Below are 15098 nucleotides of genomic sequence, written 5' to 3'. Positions count from 1 at the left end.
CAGGAACTGGTGAACGGGGTCACCGACTTGTTCCACGCCGCATGGGGTTTCACACCGGACGCGGTGTTCTCGGCGCCGGGCCGCGTGAACCTGCTGGGTGAGCACGTGGACTACAGCGGCGGCACCGTGATGCCCCTGGCACTGCCCCAGCGCACCTTCGTGGCCGTCTCGCCACGCACCGACGGGGTCTACCAGGCCGTCTCCGCGCAGGCCGAAGGCGTGCAGCGCGCGACTCTCGCAGAGGTCGCTCCCGGTGCCACCGCCACCGGGTGGTTCTCCTACGTGGTCGGGGTGCCGTGGGCCATGGCCCATGAAGGCCTGATCGACGAAGACGCCGCAGCCCACCTCGGTCTCGACGTGGCCGTGGACTCCACCGTGCCGCTGGGCGCGGGCCTGTCCTCGTCCGCCGCACTAGAGTGTGCCATCGCGCTGGCCGTGGACCACGCGGCGTCGGCCACGGATCCGACGCGTGCGCTGCTCGCCGCGACCTCCGAGGGAAGGCGCCGCCTCGCAGCCGCCTGTGTGCGCGCCGAGAACGAGATCGCGGGCGCCTCCACCGGCGGCATGGACCAGTCCATCGCCCTGCAGGCCAGGGAGGGATCGGTGCTCTCCATCGACTGCCGCGACTTCTCGGTGGCGCCGGTCGACATCGACGTGGCCGGAGCGGGCCTGGCGCTGCTGGTCATCGACACCAACGCACCGCACCGCCTCGTGGACGGCCAGTACGCGCAGCGCCGAGCCGCATGCGAGGATGCCCGATCGACGCTAGGTGTCACCACGCTGCGCGATGCGTTCGACGGTGCGCCCACGTCGGAACGCCTGACGCACCTGCTCGCTGACTGGGAGCGGGGCGCCCAGGATCCGTCCCGGAACACCTCACCCGCACAGGCTGCCAGGATCACGCCCCTGCTGCGACACGCGTGGTCCGAGATGGTGCGGGTCCAGCAGTGCCAGGACCTCTTCGACGACCGCTCCACCGTTCCGCGGGACGGAACCAGATGGAGTCGGCTGGGCCGGCTGTTGAACGATTCCCACCTCTCGTTGCGCGACGACTACCGGGTCTCGTGCCCCGAGCTGGACGTGGCCGTCTCCGCCGCTCAGAAGGCGGGTGCCCTGGGAGCACGCATGACCGGGGGCGGGTTCGGCGGCTCCGCCATCGCGCTGGTGCACGGGGACGACGTGTCCGTGGTGGCAGAAGCGGTGGCCGAGGCGTTCGAGGCACGGCACCTCACGGCGCCCACCTTTCTCGTGGCCGCCCCCTCGGGCCCCGCACGCCGGGAGACGTAAGGCCTGCGGCGGGTCCTCACCACCCGATCCTCAGCCCGCGAACGCCCTCGTGACCTGCCCGGGCACCGCCACGCGCACGGAGTAGAGGGACCCCGCCGTGGGCTGGACGTCCGCGGGAAGGTTCTCGCGCGACGTCGTGATGTAGAGCGTGCGCAGGTCCTCCCCGCCCAGGGCGCACGCCGTGACCTGCTTGGCGCCCACCGACACCACGGCGTCCAGGGTGCCGTCCGGCAGGTAGTGGTGCACCTGGCCGGCGCCGTTGAGCGCGGTCCACACCGCACCCTCCGAGTCCACGGTGAGGCCGTCCGGGTTGGCGGTGACGCCGCCCGGCTCGTACTGCTCGCCGGGATCCGTCGCGGCGGCAGCGGCGTCGTCGTCCACCACGGGCCGTACGAAGCTGCGCCGGTTCTGCAGCCCCGCCTCCGGGGACCAGTCGAAGACCACGATCTCGTGCGCCGGGGTGTCGTTGTAGTAGGCGAGCGTGCCGTCCGGGGACCACGCGATCCCGTTGGAGATGGTGACGTTCTCGAGCACCGGCTCCCAGTCCAGGTCAGGGGCCACCCGGTAGAGCGTCGCCGCACCCTCGGCCTGGTCGTAGGCCATGGACCCCACGTAGAACGAGCCGTCCGGGGCCACGCCGCCCTCGTTCATCCTGATGTCCGGGGTGTCCCAGAGAGTTACCTCGCGCACAAACGTGCCCTCGTGGTCGGTGAGGACGACGCCGCGCTCCACGGCGATGATCTGCCCACCGGTCTCGCGCGGGCGCACGCACGCGGCCACCGCGCCGACGTCCTGCCGGCGCGGCTCGTCCTGCGGACCGAACGTCATGACGTCCCCGGCGAGCATGTCCACCCAGGCCAGACCGCCCCACTCGGCGCTCCAGCACGGACCCTCCCCGTGGTAGGTCCAGGACGGGGTGATCCTCTGCGCTGTCAGCTTCTTCACTGCTGTGGCCTCCTCAGGCTGCTGGGGGTGGGAATCCGGTCCCGGTCGTACGTGATCTCCGTGTACCCGTGCGGGATGGGCTGGCCGTCCTCGCCCAGGTTCACGAACACGATCTTGTCGATGCTCAGGATCAGCTCACCCGTGATGACGTTGCGGACCTGCGCCCGCATGGTCAGGGACGTCCGCCCGAACGCGGTGGCGGTCAGGCCCATCTCGATGATGTCGCCCTGCACCGCGGAGGCCACGAACTCGATCTCCGACATGTACTTGGTGACCGCCCGCCGGTTGCCCAGCTGCACGATCGCGTAGATCGCGGCCTCCTCGTCGATCCACCGCAGCAGCGAGCCCCCGAAGAGGGTGCCGTTCGCGTTGAGGTCCTCGGGCTTCACCCATTTGCGGGTCCGGAACGTGATGTCCCCTGGCTGCTCCATGGCTCAACCCTATGCGGGAGCGGGTGGGCGAGGGCAACGGGGCCGGCGCGGGCGACGGCCCGCACGACGTCGTGCGCCATGATGGACGCATGACCGCCACCTCCCCGGCCGCGTCCGGCGACCTCCCGGGCCAGGACGCCCGCCTGCAGCGCAGGGTGCTGACCGTCCTGGCGCTGGGCCAGGTGATGAGCGGGCTCGGCACCGGTGCCACGCTCGCGCTCGGCGCCCTGCTGATCACGGAGGTCTCCGGCAGCAGCTCGCTGTCCGGGCTGGCCGCCACCATGAACACCCTGGGCGCCGCGCTGCTGGCGATCCCCCTGGCACGGCTCGCCCAGCGCCGGGGCCGCAGGACGTCCCTGACCACCGGCGCGTTCGTCGCAATCCTCGGTGCCGCCGTGATCCTGGTGGGGGCGAGCACCGGGACCTTCCCCGTGCTGCTCACCGGCATGGGTCTGCTTGGCGCGGGAACGGCGCTGAACCTGCAGTCCCGCTTCGCCGCCACGGACATCGCCCCGGCGCGCACCCGCGCGCGGGACCTCTCGCTCATCGTGTGGTCCACGACCGTGGGCTCGGTGGTGGGCCCCAACCTCTTCGGGCCGAGCGAGTCCCTGGGCGGAGCCCTGGGGCTGCCCGAGTACACGGGTGGCTTCGTGATCGCGATGTGCGCGCAGGCGGTGGGCGCCGCCATCTACTTCGTGGGTCTGCGCCCGGACCCCCTGACGGTCGCGCTCTCCCGGGGCGCCTCCGTGGGCGAGCGGCCGAGCCCGGCCGGCGGACTCACGCTGCTGCGCACGGTGCCCGCCGCCCGGGGCGCGGTGCTCGTGGTGGGGCTCTCCCACGCCGTGATGGTGGGCATCATGTCCATGACCCCCGTGCACCTCACGAGCCACGGCGCCACGCTGAACGTGGTGGGGCTGACCATCTCCCTGCACGTGGCCGGGATGTACGCGCTGTCCCCCGTCTTCGGCTGGCTCGCAGACCGGATTGGGCGCCCCGCCACGGTGCTGCTCGGCCAGGGGCTGCTCGCCGCGGCACTGCTGCTCACCTGGTTCGGCGCGGAGCACCACGGCCTCGTGCTGACCGCACTGATCCTGCTGGGGCTGGGCTGGTCCGCGTCCACGGTCTCCGGGGCCACCATGGTCACCGAGGCCGTGCAGACCCAGGACCGCCCCGCGCTGCAGGGCACCTCCGACCTGGTGATGAACCTGTGCGGCGCTGCGGGCGGAGCGCTCGCGGGCCCGGTGCTCTCCCTGGTGGGGTTCTCGGGGCTCGGCGCCGTAGCGCTCGTCCTCGTCCTCGTGACCACCACGACGACGCTGCGCGCCCGCTGAGCGCGCGGGCCAGCCTGGTGTGGCCGTCCGGGCAGCGCACGGACTACGGCAGCTCCAGGTCGTCCACGCGCCCGGTGCTGCCGGGGCGATCATCACGACGTCGTCCGCGCTCGGCCACGGGCGGACTCACGACCACGGGGAAGGCTCCCGTGAAGCCCTCGCGCTCGGCGGCGATCGCGTGAACGCGGTCCCGCACGAGGAACCAGCCCACGACCAGGATGGGAGCCACCACGGCCATCGAGGCCACCGTGAGGGTGCCGAGCGGGTAGTCGAGGGCCACCAGGACCAGCACGCCCACGAGGAACACCATGGTGAACCAGTTGCTGTAGGGCGCGAAGGGCGCCCGGTACGCGGGGCGGCGGTAGAGCCCCTGCTTGGACAGGCGCACGAACTTCTGGTGCGGCAGGGTGATGGCCGCCCAGCCCACCAGGATGCCGATCGCGGAGATGTTCAGCACGATGCTGAATGCCTCCTCCGGCACGAAGTAGTTCAGCACCACGCCCAGCGCGCCCACCCCCACGGTGAGCATGATGCCGCCGGCGGGAACGCCCGAGCGCGTCATCTTGCCGGTGAACCTGGGTGCGGAGCCCGCCATGGCCATGGAGTGCACGATGCGCCCCGTGGAGTACAGGCCCGCGTTCAGGGACGACAGCGCCGCGGTGATGACCACGAGCTGCATGATGGGCCCGATGCCGTCCACGCCGATGGAGCTGAAGAACGTGACGAACGGCGACTCGTCCGCGGAGTACGCGGTGTACGGCAGCAGCAGCGTGAGGAGCAGGATGGAGCCCACGTAGAACAGGGCGATGCGGAGGATCACCGTGTTGATGGCCTTGGGGATGGTCTTGCGGGGGTTCTCCGTCTCGCCCGCGGTGATGCCCACGAGCTCGATGCCGGAGTAGGCGAAGACCACGCCCTGGGAGACCACGAGCGCGGGGAGCAGGCCGTTGGGCAGGATGCCGCCGTTCTCGCTGATCAGGGAGAACCCGGTGGGCGCGCCCGTGGGGGTCCCGAAGACCACGAAGATGATGCCCACGACCAGGAACACCACAAGGGCGGAGACCTTGACCACGGCGAACCAGAACTCCATCTCGCCGAAGACCTTCACGGAGATGAGGTTGGTGATCATCACGACCACCAGCACCACCGCGGCCAGCAACCACTGGGGCAGGTCCGCGACGAACTGGCTGTACTGCCCGAACCACTTGACGTAGATGGCCATGGCGGTGGCGTCCACCACCGTGGTGGAGGCCCACGAGAGCCAGTACATCCACCCCACGAAGTAGGCGCTCTTCTCCCCGTAGAACTCGCGGGTGTACGAGACGAAGGATCCGGAGGACGGCCGGTGCATGACGAGCTCGCCGAGCTGGCGCAGGATCAGGTAGCCGAAGAACCCTGCCACCGCGTACAGCAGGAACAGAGCGGGCCCGGCGTCGGCCAGACCACCACCGGCCCCCAGGAAGAGCCCCGTGCCGATGGAGCTGCCGATCGCGATCATGTTGATCTGACGCGCGGTGAGCCCCTTGCTGTACCCCTCCTGCTCGGCGACGTACTGGTTGTTCGACTCGGCGCGGCTCGTGGGCGTCGTGTCGGAGGGGCTCGAGTCCATGCGAGTACACCTTCGGTCGAGACGGGGATCGCGCACCCGCCGTCGACCGGCAGTGTGCACAGGGGAAGCCTATGCGCTCAGTCGGCTGTTCATCGCCTGCGGCACACCCGGTCTTCGGTCGGGCGCGACTGCCATGCGGCTCACTCCTCCCGAGCGCTACCTGGGGAACCCGTGCGTGCGGGCCCCGGGCATCGCGAGAACGACGACGGGCCGGCCCGTGTCAGCGACCCTTGCGCTCGCGGTGCTTGCAGCCTGGCCAGCAGCACGGACGGCGCTTGCCCTCGTGCATCTCCTCGCCCGTGCGGCGGATGCGCCGGGCGCGGGTCTCCGGCTTCTTGGCGTCCTCGACCCAGCACACGAACTCGTTGCGCCCCAGCGGGGTGAGTCCGCGCCACAGCTCCGCGGTCTCCGGCTCGGCCAGCAGCGCGCTCGCGAGGTCCGCAGGCAGCTCGTGGACCACGCCTCCGGGCAGGTCGCTCGCCACCGTGCTGGCGGCCGTGGTGGTGGTCCTGGGTGTTTCGGCCACGGTGTGCTCCCTGCCGCGGTCGATCGGTGAGGCGCGTCCTCATCACCGGCAGTGTGCCACGGGCACGGGGTGGGCACCAGGCGCCGAGCACTCCCCCGGAGCCTCCTGCCCGTCTGCGCTGCGCGTCAGCTCTCACCAGGGGCCAGCAGCCTCGCGCCCCAGGACCCGAGAAAGTCGGGCCCACAGAAGCAGTGCCTAGTGGGAAGATGTACTCGGATTGTCTCACTAGGCCTCTTCGTGCCATCTCGTCGGGACTGCTGCACGACATTGACGGGTACATCGCAGCACCCACCGCCTACCGCACCGTGGACGACCTCACCACCGCGGGACTGGTCTGCCACGAGCCGTCGGTCAAGGTGGAGGGACAGAAGATCTGGATGGTTCCGGCGGTCCTGACGGCGCTGGACGAGTTCGCCGAGCGGGCGGGCCGCCGCACCTACGGCTCCAGTGGATGAACACTCTGTGAACCGGGACCAAGACTGCCCAGTCGGCACGGGGTGGGCACCACACGGCATCCGTGCCAGCATGGCGACATGCCACTGACGCTGCGATTCCCCACGACCGAGGACGAGACGGCGGTCCGCGCACTGCACGAGCAGCTGCTGGCCGACGACTTCTCCTTCGTGCTGGACGAGGGCACGTGGCCCGATGTGCTGGAGGCCGTGGAGCACGCGTCCCGGGGAGAGAACCTGCCACCGGGGTTCGTCCGGGCCGACTACCTCCTGGCCGAGGTGGACGGGCAGGTGGCGGGGCGGACGTCCATCCGGTACGCCCTCACCGACTATCTCCTCCACGTGGGCTACGCCGTGGGCCCTGCGTTCCGGCGCCGCGGCTACGCCACGGAGATCCTGCGGCAGTCCGTGGTGCGGCTCAACGCAGCGGGGGTCGACCGCGTGCTGGTCACGTGCGCGGACGACAACGCGGCCTCCGCCGCGACGATCGAGGCCTGCGGCGGCGTGCTGGAGAACGTGGTCCAGGACGGGAACGGCCGCCCGACCCGCCGCTACTGGATCGGCTGAGGGAGCGAGCCCGCGGCGGGCACCCTCGCACCTCTGCGCGCTACCACCCCGACGGCTGCTGGCGTGCATTCCATCAGCGGCATGGGATCCCCTGGGCTGCTCAGGATCCCCCGAGCGGTCAGACGTCTCCCAGCCCCCGCGCGACCCGGCCCATGAGATCGCCGAGCCGGGCGACGTCGTCATCCGTGAGCGACGCGAAGAACAGCTCCTCCACGTCTCGCGCGTGGGCGGGGCGCAGGCGCCGGAACGCCTGCACTCCCTCCGCGGTGAGCACCGCCTCCCAGCCGCGGCCGTCGCCCTCGGCACGACGCCGCTGCACCCAGCCCCGCTCGCACAGCACCCTGACCTGGTAGTTCAGCCGCGACGGCGAGAAGACCAGGCGCCGCGCCAGCTCCCCCAGGCGCATGCGGCGCCCGGGGGCCTCGTAGAGCAGCAGGAGCAGCTGGTACTCCATGGTCGAGCAGCCCTGCGCCTTGAGCCGCTCCTCGATCCTGGCGGTCAGCCGCGCCGTGGTCTCGAAGTAGAGCTGCCACGCGTCCCACCGCTCGGAGGGGGCGAGCGGTGGGGCAGCGGCGTCGTGGGCCTCGGCGCTCTCGGACACGCTCATCGCCGTGCTCACCGCTGCACCGAGGCGAGGAGGTCCTCGAAGTTCGGGACGTCCGTGAACTCGTCCACGACGGTGCGCTCGGGGCGCCCCGCACCAGAACGCCCAGCACCGGAGCGCCCGGTGCCCGACGCCGCGCCGTCGCCGCCCGCAGCACTCGCCCCGAGCATCCCGGCGAGCGCGGCACCGGCCCGCTCGATGCGGGACTGCAGGGACGCGTCCGCCCAGTCCTCCGTGGCGGCGTACACGCCGATGGGCAGCGTGAGCGCCTTGAGGTAGCTCATGAGCGGGCGCATGGCGGTGTCCAGCACGAGGGAGTGCCGAGGGGACCCGCCGGTCGCGGCCACGACCGTGGGCAGGTTCTCCAGGGCGCCCTCGTCGAAGAGGTCGAAGAACGCCTTGAACAGCCCCGAGTAGCTCGCCTTGTAGGTGGGCGTGGCCGCGACCAGGGCGTCCGCGGTGAGCACGGCGTCCAGCGCGTCCTGCACGGGGGCCGGGGCCATGCCCGTGAGCATGGCGTCCGTGATGCCGTGGGCGACGTCCCGCAGGTTGACCAGGCGCACCTCGGGCTCGGGGGCGCCGTCACGGCTGACGACGTCGCTCGCGGCCTGCGCGATCGCCCGCGCCAGGCGCGTGGTGGACGCGTCCTCCGACAGTCCCGCGGTCACCACCGCGATGCTCCGACGATCAGTCATGGTGCACTCTCCTCGTGTCCTGCGTGTCTCGTTCTGCTACTTGCTGCTGTCCTGCTGCGCGTTCGCCGCGGCCTCGGCCTTGGCGGCACGGTCCTTCGCGGCCTGCGAGTCCGGACCGCCACCGGGGATCGGGTCCTTGCCCGCCGCGTGCCGCGCGACCAGGGACTCGTGGGTGGGGGCCTCCGGCACGTGCGCGGGACGCAGGGAGTCGAACTCCTTGCGCAGCACCGGGAAGACCTCTTCCCCGAGCATGTCCATCTGCTCCAGGACCATCTTCAGCGGCAGACCGGCGTGGTCCACCAGGAACAGCTGGCGCTGGTAGTCACCGGCGTAGTCCCGGAAGGACAGCGTGCGCTCGATGACCTGCTGGGGCGAGCCCACGGTCAGCGGGGTCTGCTCCATGAAGCTCTCGAGCGACGGACCGTGACCGTACACCGGCGCGTTGTCGAAGTACGGGCGGAACTGCCGCACGGCGTCCTGCGAGTTCTTGGCCATGAACGTCTGACCGCCCAGGCCCACGATCGCCTGGTCCGCGGAGCCGTGGCCGTAGTACTCGTAGCGCTGGCGGTAGAACGCCACCATCCGCTCGGTGTGCTCCTTGTTCCAGAAGATGTTGTTGTGGAAGAACCCGTCACCGTAGAACGCGGCCTGCTCCGGGATCTCCGGGGAGCGGATGGAGCCGTGCCACACGAACGGCGGGACGTCGTCCATCGGCCGCGGCGTGGAGGTGAACCCCTGCAGCGGCGTGCGGAAGCGCCCGGAGAAGTTCACGTTCTCCTCGCGCCACAGCTTGTGCAGCAGCTGGTAGTTCTCCACGGCCAGCGGGATGCCCTGGCGGATGTCCTTGCCGAACCACGGGTACACGGGCCCGGTGTTGCCACGGCCCAGGGTCAGGTCCACGCGGCCGTCCGCGAGGTGCTGCGCGTAGGCGTAGTCCTCCGCGATCCGCACGGGGTCCGTGGTGGTGATCAGGGTGGTGGCGGTGCTCAGCTGGATCTTCTCCGTCTGGGCGGCGACCGCACCCATGAGCACCGGCGGGTTGGCGGGAGCGGCGAACGGCGGGTTGTGGTGCTGGCCCGTGGCGAACACGTCCATGCCCAGCTCCTCGGCCTTCCGGGCCATGGCCACCGTGGCCTTGATGCGCTCGTGCTCCGTGGGGGTCTTGCCCGTGGTGGGGTCGGTGGTCACGTCACCGATGGTGAAAATACCGAGTTGCATTGCCTTCTCATCCTCGTGGCGAGGCCTTCGTCCATCTACTTCAAATTTGAAGTACCTGTGTAAGGACGGGGTGCGGGGAAATATCCCCCGGCGGATTGTTGAACAATCTAGGCGTGGTCAGGCATGCTGGGAGGACACGCAGTGAGACGGAGGTCACGCATGACGGTCATGGATCTGAACAGCGACGTGGGCGAGTCGTTCGGCAGCTGGAGCATGGGGGACGACGCCGCGGTCTTCCGCTCGGTCTCCAGCGCCAACGTGGCGTGCGGCTTCCACGCCGGGGACCCGTCCGTGATGGCGCAGACGTGCCGGGACGCCGTCGCCGCCGGAGTCACCGTGGGCGCGCACGTGGCCTACCGGGACCTCGCGGGCTTCGGCCGCCGCTTCCTGGACTGCTCCCCCACGGAGCTCGCCGACGACGTCCTGTACCAGATGGGCGCACTGGAGGCCGTGGCCCGCGCCGCCGGGACCCGGGTGAGCTACGTGAAGCCCCACGGGGCCCTCTACAACACGATCGCCCACCACGAGGTCCACGCCCAGGCCGTGGTGGACGCCGTCCGGGCCTTCGGCGGAGACCTCCCCCTGCTCCTGCTGCCCGGCTCCGTGGCCCTGGAGAAGGCCGAGCGGGCGGGACTGCGCGCGGTCACGGAGGCGTTCGCGGACCGCGGCTACACCCCTGACGGGCGACTGGTCTCCCGCCGCGAGGAGGGCGCCGTGCTGCACGACGCCGCCGAGGTCACCGAGCGCATGGTCCGCCTCGCCCAGGACGGCACCCTCACCGCCGTGGACGGCTCCACCGTGCGGATCCACGCCGAGAGCATCTGCGTGCACGGGGACACCCCCGGCGCCGCCGCGATGGCCGCCGAGGTCCGCCGCGGGCTCGAGGACGCCGGCGTCACCATCCGGTCCTTCGCGTGAGCTCCGGGGCGTCGCGGGCGGACGGCCCGCACGGCAGCGGCGGTCGAGCCGGATCCGGGGACGGGGCGCGGAGCTCCGGCCCTGCCGCACCCGCCGGGACGAACGCTGGGGAGGCCGGGGACGACGTCGTCGGCTCCCCCGGCAGCCCCGCCCCCACTGTGCGGTGGGCAGGAACCGAGGCGTTCCTGCTGGACTGCGGGAGCCTGCCCGAGGTGGTGCGCTGGCACGCCCACCTCGCGGCTCACCCGTTTCCCGGCCAGGTGGACGTGCTCGCGGCGGCCACCACCGTGCTGGTCTCCTTCGCCTCGGCCCGCACCGCGCGGGCGGGTGCTAGCGCCGTCGGTTCCGTGGCCCCCGCCGAGTCCGCCGGGGAGCAGGGCAGGACCGTGGAGATCCCGGTGGTCTACGACGGCGAGGACCTGGCAGAGGTCGCCCGGCTCACCGGACTCGGCGAGCGCGGCGTGGTTGAGGCGCACACCGGCGCGCTGTGGACCGCCGCGTTCGGGGGCTTCGCGCCGGGGTTCACTTACCTCGTGGCGGACGGCGACCCGCTCGATGTCCCCCGCCGGGACAGCCCGCGCACCGCCGTGCCCGCGGGATCGGTGGCGCTCGCCGGCACCTTCTCCGCCGTCTACCCGCGCAGCTCCCCGGGGGGCTGGCAGCTGATCGGCCGCACGGACGCCGTGCTGTGGGACGAGACCCGCGAGCCCCCCGCCCTGATCCGCCCGGGAGACACGGTGCGCTACCGGGCCGTACGAGAGCTGGTCACGGTGGCCGACGACGCCACCGTCGCCCCGGCCCGCCCCTCACCCGCGGCGCACGCCCTGGTGGTCGAGGCGCCCGGGATGCAGACACTCGTGCAGGACCTCGGCCGCCCGGGGCTCGGGGACCTGGGCGTCCCCTCCTCCGGTGCGGCGGACCGCGCCAGTGCGGCGCAGGCGAACCGGCTCGTGGGCAACGACGCCCCCGCCGAGGTCCTCGAGGTCACCCTCGGCGGGCTGTCCCTCACCGCACGCGGGCACCACGTGCTCGCGCTCACCGGGGCACCCGTGACGGGGACGATCACCCGGTCCGCGGACCCTTCCCCGACGGAATCCGGCCTCTCGACGACCACCGCCGGGGCGACGAGGGCTGGCACCGCTGCGGACGGTGACCCCGCAACGGCCACAGCGCGAACCGCGCCGGCCGCGGATACCGAGCCGCCCGTAGACACCGCGTCGGCCGTGGATGCCGCGCCGAGCGGCCACGTCCGGAGCGTCCCGTTCTGCGCACCCTTCGCGCTCTACGACGGTGAACGCCTCCGCCTGGACACCGCCTCCCGCGGGCTGCGCTGCTGCGTGGCCGTGCGCGGCGGCCTGGACCTCCCCGAGGTGCTGGGCAGCCGCTCCACGGACGTGCTCTCCGGGACCGGACCGGACCCCGTGGCCGCCGGGGACGAGCTGCCCGTGCACCCCGTTCCGGCGGGGCGCGCCGTCGGCCTCCCCGAACCGCCCGAGGTGGAGATCCCGGACCGCGGCGAGACCGCCGTGCTGCGCATCGTCCCCGGACCGCGCGACGACTGGTTCACTCCCGAGTCCCTCGCAGCCCTCACCGGCAGGACGTGGCGGGTGGCCACCAACTCCAACCGGGTGGGCGTGCGCTTCGAGGAGCCGCAGGACGGCCCGGCCCTCGAACGCTCCCGCACCGAGGAACTCGCGAGCGAGGGCGTGGTCACCGGTTCCCTGCAGGTGCCCCACTCGGGGGTCCCCGTCCTGTTCCTCGCCGACCACCCGGTGACCGGGGGCTACCCGGTGATCGCCGTCGTCGTCCCCCGGGACCTCCCGCTCGCGGCACAGCTCGCCCCCGGGACGGACGTCCGCTTCGAGGTCGCGGAGGTCGCGGACACGGCCCGCACCTCACCGCCCCAGGCCGCCCCGTTCCAGACCTCACCGCCCCAGAGCACCCCGTCTCAGCCCACCCCGGACCAGACCACCCGGACAGGAGAATCCGCATGAAGAAGGTTCTGATCGCCAACCGCGGGGAGATCGCCGTGCGGATCGCGCGGGCGTGCGCGGACGAGGGACTGACCTCCGTGGCCGTCTACTCGGAGCCTGACGCGGAAGCCTTCCACGTGCACATGGCCGACGAGGCATATGCCCTGCCGGGTTCTTCCTCCGCCGAGACCTACCTGGACATCCCCGCCGTGCTCGCGGTCGCGGAGCGCTCCGGTGCGGACGCCGTGCACCCCGGCTACGGGTTCCTGTCCGAGAACGCGGAGTTCGCGCGCGCCGTCGTGGCCGCCGGTCTCACGTGGATCGGTCCGGCCGCGGACGTCATCGAAGCCCTCGGCAACAAGGTGACCGCGCGGGAGATCGCCGTCCGCGCGGGCGCACCGCTCGTCCCCGGAACGAACGGACCCGTCGCGGACGCCGCCGAGGCACGGGCCTTCGCGGAGGAGCACGGCCTGCCCGTCGCCCTCAAGGCCGCGTTCGGGGGCGGTGGCCGCGGCATGCGGATTGCCCGCGAGCTGGACGAGGTGGAGGGCGCGTTCGACGCCGCCGTGCGGGAGGCCACCGCCGCGTTCGGCCGGGGCGAGTGCTTCGTGGAGCGCTTCCTGGAGCGCCCGCGCCACGTGGAGGCCCAGGTGGTCGCGGACAGCCACGGCACCGTGACCGTGGTGGGCACGCGGGACTGCTCCCTGCAGCGCCGCCACCAGAAGCTCGTGGAGGAGGCCCCCGCGCCGTTCCTCACGGACGAGCAGCGCACCACGCTGCACGAGTCAGCCCGCGCGATCTGCCGCGAGGCCGGGTACACCGGCGCCGGAACGGTCGAGTACCTCGTGGCCCCGGACGGGCTGATCTCCTTCCTGGAGGTCAACACGCGCCTGCAGGTGGAGCACCCCGTGACCGAGCAGACCTCCGGCGTGGACCTGGTGCGCGAGCAGTTCCGCGTGGCGCAGGGCCTGCCCCTGAGTATTCCCGAGGACCCGGCGCCCCGCGGCCACGCCTTCGAGTTTCGACTCAATGCGGAGGACCCGGCCCTCGGATTCCTGCCCACCCCGGGCACGGTCGAGGCGTTCGAGGCACCCACGGGCGCGGGCGTGCGCGTGGACACCGGCGTGCGCTCCGGCTCCGTGGTGCCCGCCGAGTACGACTCTCTGCTGGCCAAGCTGATCGTGTGGGGCGAGGACCGTCAGCAGGCCCTCGTCCGCTCCCGCGCCGCGCTGCGTGAGCTCGTGGTGCGTGGACTGCCCACCGTGGTCCCGTTCCACCGGGCCGTGCTGGAGGAGGACGCCTTCGTCTCCGGGACGGGGCTGGGCGTCCACACCACGTGGATCGAGGACGAGTTCACCCGGGACCTCGAGGCCTCCCCGTACCTCGCGCCGGGGGCCGGGCAGCGCAGCACGTTCACGCTCGAGATCGACGGGCGCGCCGTGCGGGTGGGGCTTCCGGAGGATCTCGCGGCGGCCCTGCTGCGCGGCGGCGGCACGGCGGCTACGGGCGAGGGGCGGGTAGGAGCGGCGTCGTCGTCCCCCGACACAGAAGGCGGCGACGACGCCGCGCTCACCGCCCCCATGAACGGCACCGTGGTCACGTGGCTGGTTGCCGACGGTGCGCAGGTGGACGCCGGGCAGCCCGTGCTGGTGGTGGAGGCGATGAAGATGGAAACCCCGGTGCGTGCCCACCGCGCCGGCACGCTCACGCGCGCGGACGTGGCCGAGGGCGACTCCGTGACCGCGGGTCAGACGCTCGGGGAGATCTCGTGAACAGCGCTCCGGAGGCCCACGGCAACGTGGGCGGCACGGGCGACACCGGTGGGAGCCCCGCGGCGCGGTCTGACGCGGTGCAGGCGAGCGCGCACGCCGCGGACCGACTGCGCGCCATGATCGCGGACGGTGCCCTGGCCCCCGGCACCAAGCTCTCGGAGCAGGCGGTGAGCGGGGAGCTGGGGATCTCGCGCAACACGCTGCGGGAGGCGTTCGCGATGCTGGCCGCGGAGAACCTCGTGGCACGCCTGCCGAACAGGGGCGTGTTCGTGACAGAGCCCACCACCGAGGACGTCCGCGACCTCTACGCCGCACGGCTCGTCCTCGAACCCGGCGCGGTGCTGTGGGGCGAGCTGGAGGGGCCCGCCCTGGCGAGGCTGCGCGAGATCGTGGCCGCCGCACTGGCCGCCGAGGAGGCGGGTGACACACCCGCGATGGCGGACGCGAACCAGCGCTTCCACCGGGAGCTCGTGGCGCTGGGCGGTTCCCATGCACTGCTCACCGACATGGACCGGGCCCTGGCGCGGATGCGGCTCGTGTTCCACGCGATGACCGCCGAGCCCGGCTTCCACGCGGGCTACGCGCACCGCAACGCGGAGGTCCTCAGCGCCCTGGAGGCCGGTGACCGTGCCCGAGCCGTCGAGCTGCTGCGGGAGTCCCTGGTGGCGGCGCGGGATGAGATCCTCTCCCGCCTGGGCTGAGTGCCCCGCCCGGGTGGCGGAACGCGCCCGTCCCACTGAGTGTCGATCGCCCGCTGCACCGGGACACCC

15 protein-coding genes are annotated in these 15098 nt (G+C 72.2%); 8 read left to right on the top strand and 7 right to left on the bottom strand.

The window, feature by feature from the left end:
• The first annotated feature begins 9 nt into the window (after nt 1-9).
• Complete coding sequence (galK, locus tag D8M39_RS05695) at nt 10-1287, top strand: galactokinase (protein WP_238693973.1); 1278 nt, start codon at nt 10-12, stop codon at nt 1285-1287.
• Nucleotides 1288-1317: 30 nt separating this feature from the next.
• Here the strand turns inward: galK and D8M39_RS05690 are convergent, their stop codons facing one another.
• Both D8M39_RS05690 and D8M39_RS05685 read right to left on the bottom strand, forming a co-directional pair.
• On the bottom strand, nt 1318-2232 hold the full coding sequence (locus D8M39_RS05690; RefSeq protein WP_126874599.1) for an SMP-30/gluconolactonase/LRE family protein: 915 nt from the start codon (nt 2230-2232) through the stop codon (nt 1318-1320).
• Nucleotides 2229-2663: an acyl-CoA thioesterase gene (locus D8M39_RS05685; RefSeq protein WP_094393395.1), complete on the bottom strand. Its 435-nt coding sequence runs from the start codon at nt 2661-2663 to the stop codon at nt 2229-2231. The genes D8M39_RS05690 and D8M39_RS05685 overlap by 4 nt, the downstream gene beginning before the upstream one ends.
• 89 nt (nt 2664-2752) lie before the next feature.
• Between D8M39_RS05685 and D8M39_RS05680 the strand changes: the two genes are divergently transcribed.
• Nucleotides 2753-3994, top strand: a complete 1242-nt coding sequence (locus D8M39_RS05680) for an MFS transporter (RefSeq protein ID WP_126874598.1) — start codon at nt 2753-2755, stop codon at nt 3992-3994.
• 43 nt (nt 3995-4037) lie between these two features.
• Here the strand turns inward: D8M39_RS05680 and D8M39_RS05675 are convergent, their stop codons facing one another.
• Both D8M39_RS05675 and D8M39_RS05670 read right to left on the bottom strand, forming a co-directional pair.
• Nucleotides 4038-5603: an amino acid permease gene (locus D8M39_RS05675; protein WP_094393394.1), complete on the bottom strand. Its 1566-nt coding sequence runs from the start codon at nt 5601-5603 to the stop codon at nt 4038-4040.
• Nucleotides 5604-5823: 220 nt separating this feature from the next.
• Nucleotides 5824-6129: a YdeI/OmpD-associated family protein gene (locus D8M39_RS05670; protein WP_238693972.1), complete on the bottom strand. Its 306-nt coding sequence runs from the start codon at nt 6127-6129 to the stop codon at nt 5824-5826.
• A 206-nt stretch (nt 6130-6335) separates the two neighbouring features.
• Here D8M39_RS05670 and D8M39_RS05665 point away from each other — a divergent pair, with 206 nt between their 5' ends.
• Together D8M39_RS05665 and D8M39_RS05660 are read left to right on the top strand one after the other, a co-directional pair.
• On the top strand, nt 6336-6584 hold the full coding sequence (locus D8M39_RS05665; RefSeq protein ID WP_179229836.1) for a hypothetical protein: 249 nt from the start codon (nt 6336-6338) through the stop codon (nt 6582-6584).
• Between the two features lie 78 nt (nt 6585-6662).
• The gene (locus D8M39_RS05660) at nt 6663-7148 is read left to right on the top strand and encodes a GNAT family N-acetyltransferase (protein ID WP_126874597.1); all 486 of its coding nucleotides are present in this window, start codon (nt 6663-6665) and stop codon (nt 7146-7148) included.
• 118 nt (nt 7149-7266) lie between these two features.
• Here D8M39_RS05660 and D8M39_RS05655 read toward each other — a convergent pair whose 3' ends face one another.
• From D8M39_RS05655 to D8M39_RS05645, 3 genes are read right to left on the bottom strand one after another with little or no spacing between them, the layout of a single operon-like run.
• Nucleotides 7267-7755 (bottom strand): MarR family winged helix-turn-helix transcriptional regulator, encoded by a 489-nt coding sequence (locus D8M39_RS05655; protein WP_094394633.1) that lies wholly within the window; start codon nt 7753-7755, stop codon nt 7267-7269.
• 8 nt (nt 7756-7763) lie between these two features.
• Entirely contained in the window at nt 7764-8447 is a 684-nt protein-coding gene (locus D8M39_RS05650; protein WP_126874596.1) for a CE1759 family FMN reductase, read from the bottom strand.
• Between the two features lie 36 nt (nt 8448-8483).
• Nucleotides 8484-9665, bottom strand: a complete 1182-nt coding sequence (locus D8M39_RS05645) for an LLM class flavin-dependent oxidoreductase (protein WP_126874595.1) — start codon at nt 9663-9665, stop codon at nt 8484-8486.
• A 159-nt stretch (nt 9666-9824) separates the two neighbouring features.
• Here D8M39_RS05645 and D8M39_RS05640 point away from each other — a divergent pair, with 159 nt between their 5' ends.
• From D8M39_RS05640 to D8M39_RS05625, 4 genes are read left to right on the top strand one after another with little or no spacing between them, the layout of a single operon-like run.
• Nucleotides 9825-10583, top strand: coding sequence for a LamB/YcsF family protein (locus D8M39_RS05640; protein WP_055082076.1), 759 nt, complete (start codon nt 9825-9827; stop codon nt 10581-10583).
• The gene (locus tag D8M39_RS05635; RefSeq protein WP_238693971.1) at nt 10580-12577 is read left to right on the top strand and encodes a carboxyltransferase domain-containing protein; all 1998 of its coding nucleotides are present in this window, start codon (nt 10580-10582) and stop codon (nt 12575-12577) included. The genes D8M39_RS05640 and D8M39_RS05635 overlap by 4 nt, the downstream gene beginning before the upstream one ends.
• On the top strand, nt 12574-14328 hold the full coding sequence (locus tag D8M39_RS05630; protein ID WP_126874594.1) for a biotin carboxylase N-terminal domain-containing protein: 1755 nt from the start codon (nt 12574-12576) through the stop codon (nt 14326-14328). Before D8M39_RS05635 ends, D8M39_RS05630 begins: the two co-directional genes overlap by 4 nt.
• Nucleotides 14325-15029 (top strand): GntR family transcriptional regulator, encoded by a 705-nt coding sequence (locus D8M39_RS05625; protein WP_232300363.1) that lies wholly within the window; start codon nt 14325-14327, stop codon nt 15027-15029. The genes D8M39_RS05630 and D8M39_RS05625 overlap by 4 nt, the downstream gene beginning before the upstream one ends.
• Nucleotides 15030-15098 lie beyond the last annotated feature (69 nt).

Source organism: Kocuria sp. HSID17590 (assembly GCF_003989485.1).
Classification (GTDB): Bacteria; Actinomycetota; Actinomycetes; order Actinomycetales; family Micrococcaceae; genus Kocuria; species Kocuria salsicia.
Note: the sequence above shows the minus strand (reverse complement) of the source record. Positions and strands in the feature narration are given on the sequence as shown.

Excerpts from the sequence above, each read along its gene's own strand:
- D8M39_RS05685 (WP_094393395.1), bottom strand. The coding sequence starts at position 2,663 with ATGGAGCAGCCAGGGGACATCACGTTCCGGACCCGCAAATGGGTGAAG.
- D8M39_RS05680 (WP_126874598.1), top strand. The coding sequence starts at position 2,753 with ATGACCGCCACCTCCCCGGCCGCGTCCGGCGACCTCCCGGGCCAGGAC.
- D8M39_RS05675 (WP_094393394.1), bottom strand. The coding sequence starts at position 5,603 with ATGGACTCGAGCCCCTCCGACACGACGCCCACGAGCCGCGCCGAGTCG.
- D8M39_RS05665 (WP_179229836.1), top strand. The coding sequence starts at position 6,336 with ATGTACTCGGATTGTCTCACTAGGCCTCTTCGTGCCATCTCGTCGGGA.
- D8M39_RS05660 (WP_126874597.1), top strand. The coding sequence starts at position 6,663 with ATGCCACTGACGCTGCGATTCCCCACGACCGAGGACGAGACGGCGGTC.
- D8M39_RS05655 (WP_094394633.1), bottom strand. The coding sequence starts at position 7,755 with ATGAGCGTGTCCGAGAGCGCCGAGGCCCACGACGCCGCTGCCCCACCG.
- D8M39_RS05650 (WP_126874596.1), bottom strand. The coding sequence starts at position 8,447 with ATGACTGATCGTCGGAGCATCGCGGTGGTGACCGCGGGACTGTCGGAG.
- D8M39_RS05645 (WP_126874595.1), bottom strand. The coding sequence starts at position 9,665 with ATGCAACTCGGTATTTTCACCATCGGTGACGTGACCACCGACCCCACC.
- D8M39_RS05640 (WP_055082076.1), top strand. The coding sequence starts at position 9,825 with ATGACGGTCATGGATCTGAACAGCGACGTGGGCGAGTCGTTCGGCAGC.
- D8M39_RS05630 (WP_126874594.1), top strand. The coding sequence starts at position 12,574 with ATGAAGAAGGTTCTGATCGCCAACCGCGGGGAGATCGCCGTGCGGATC.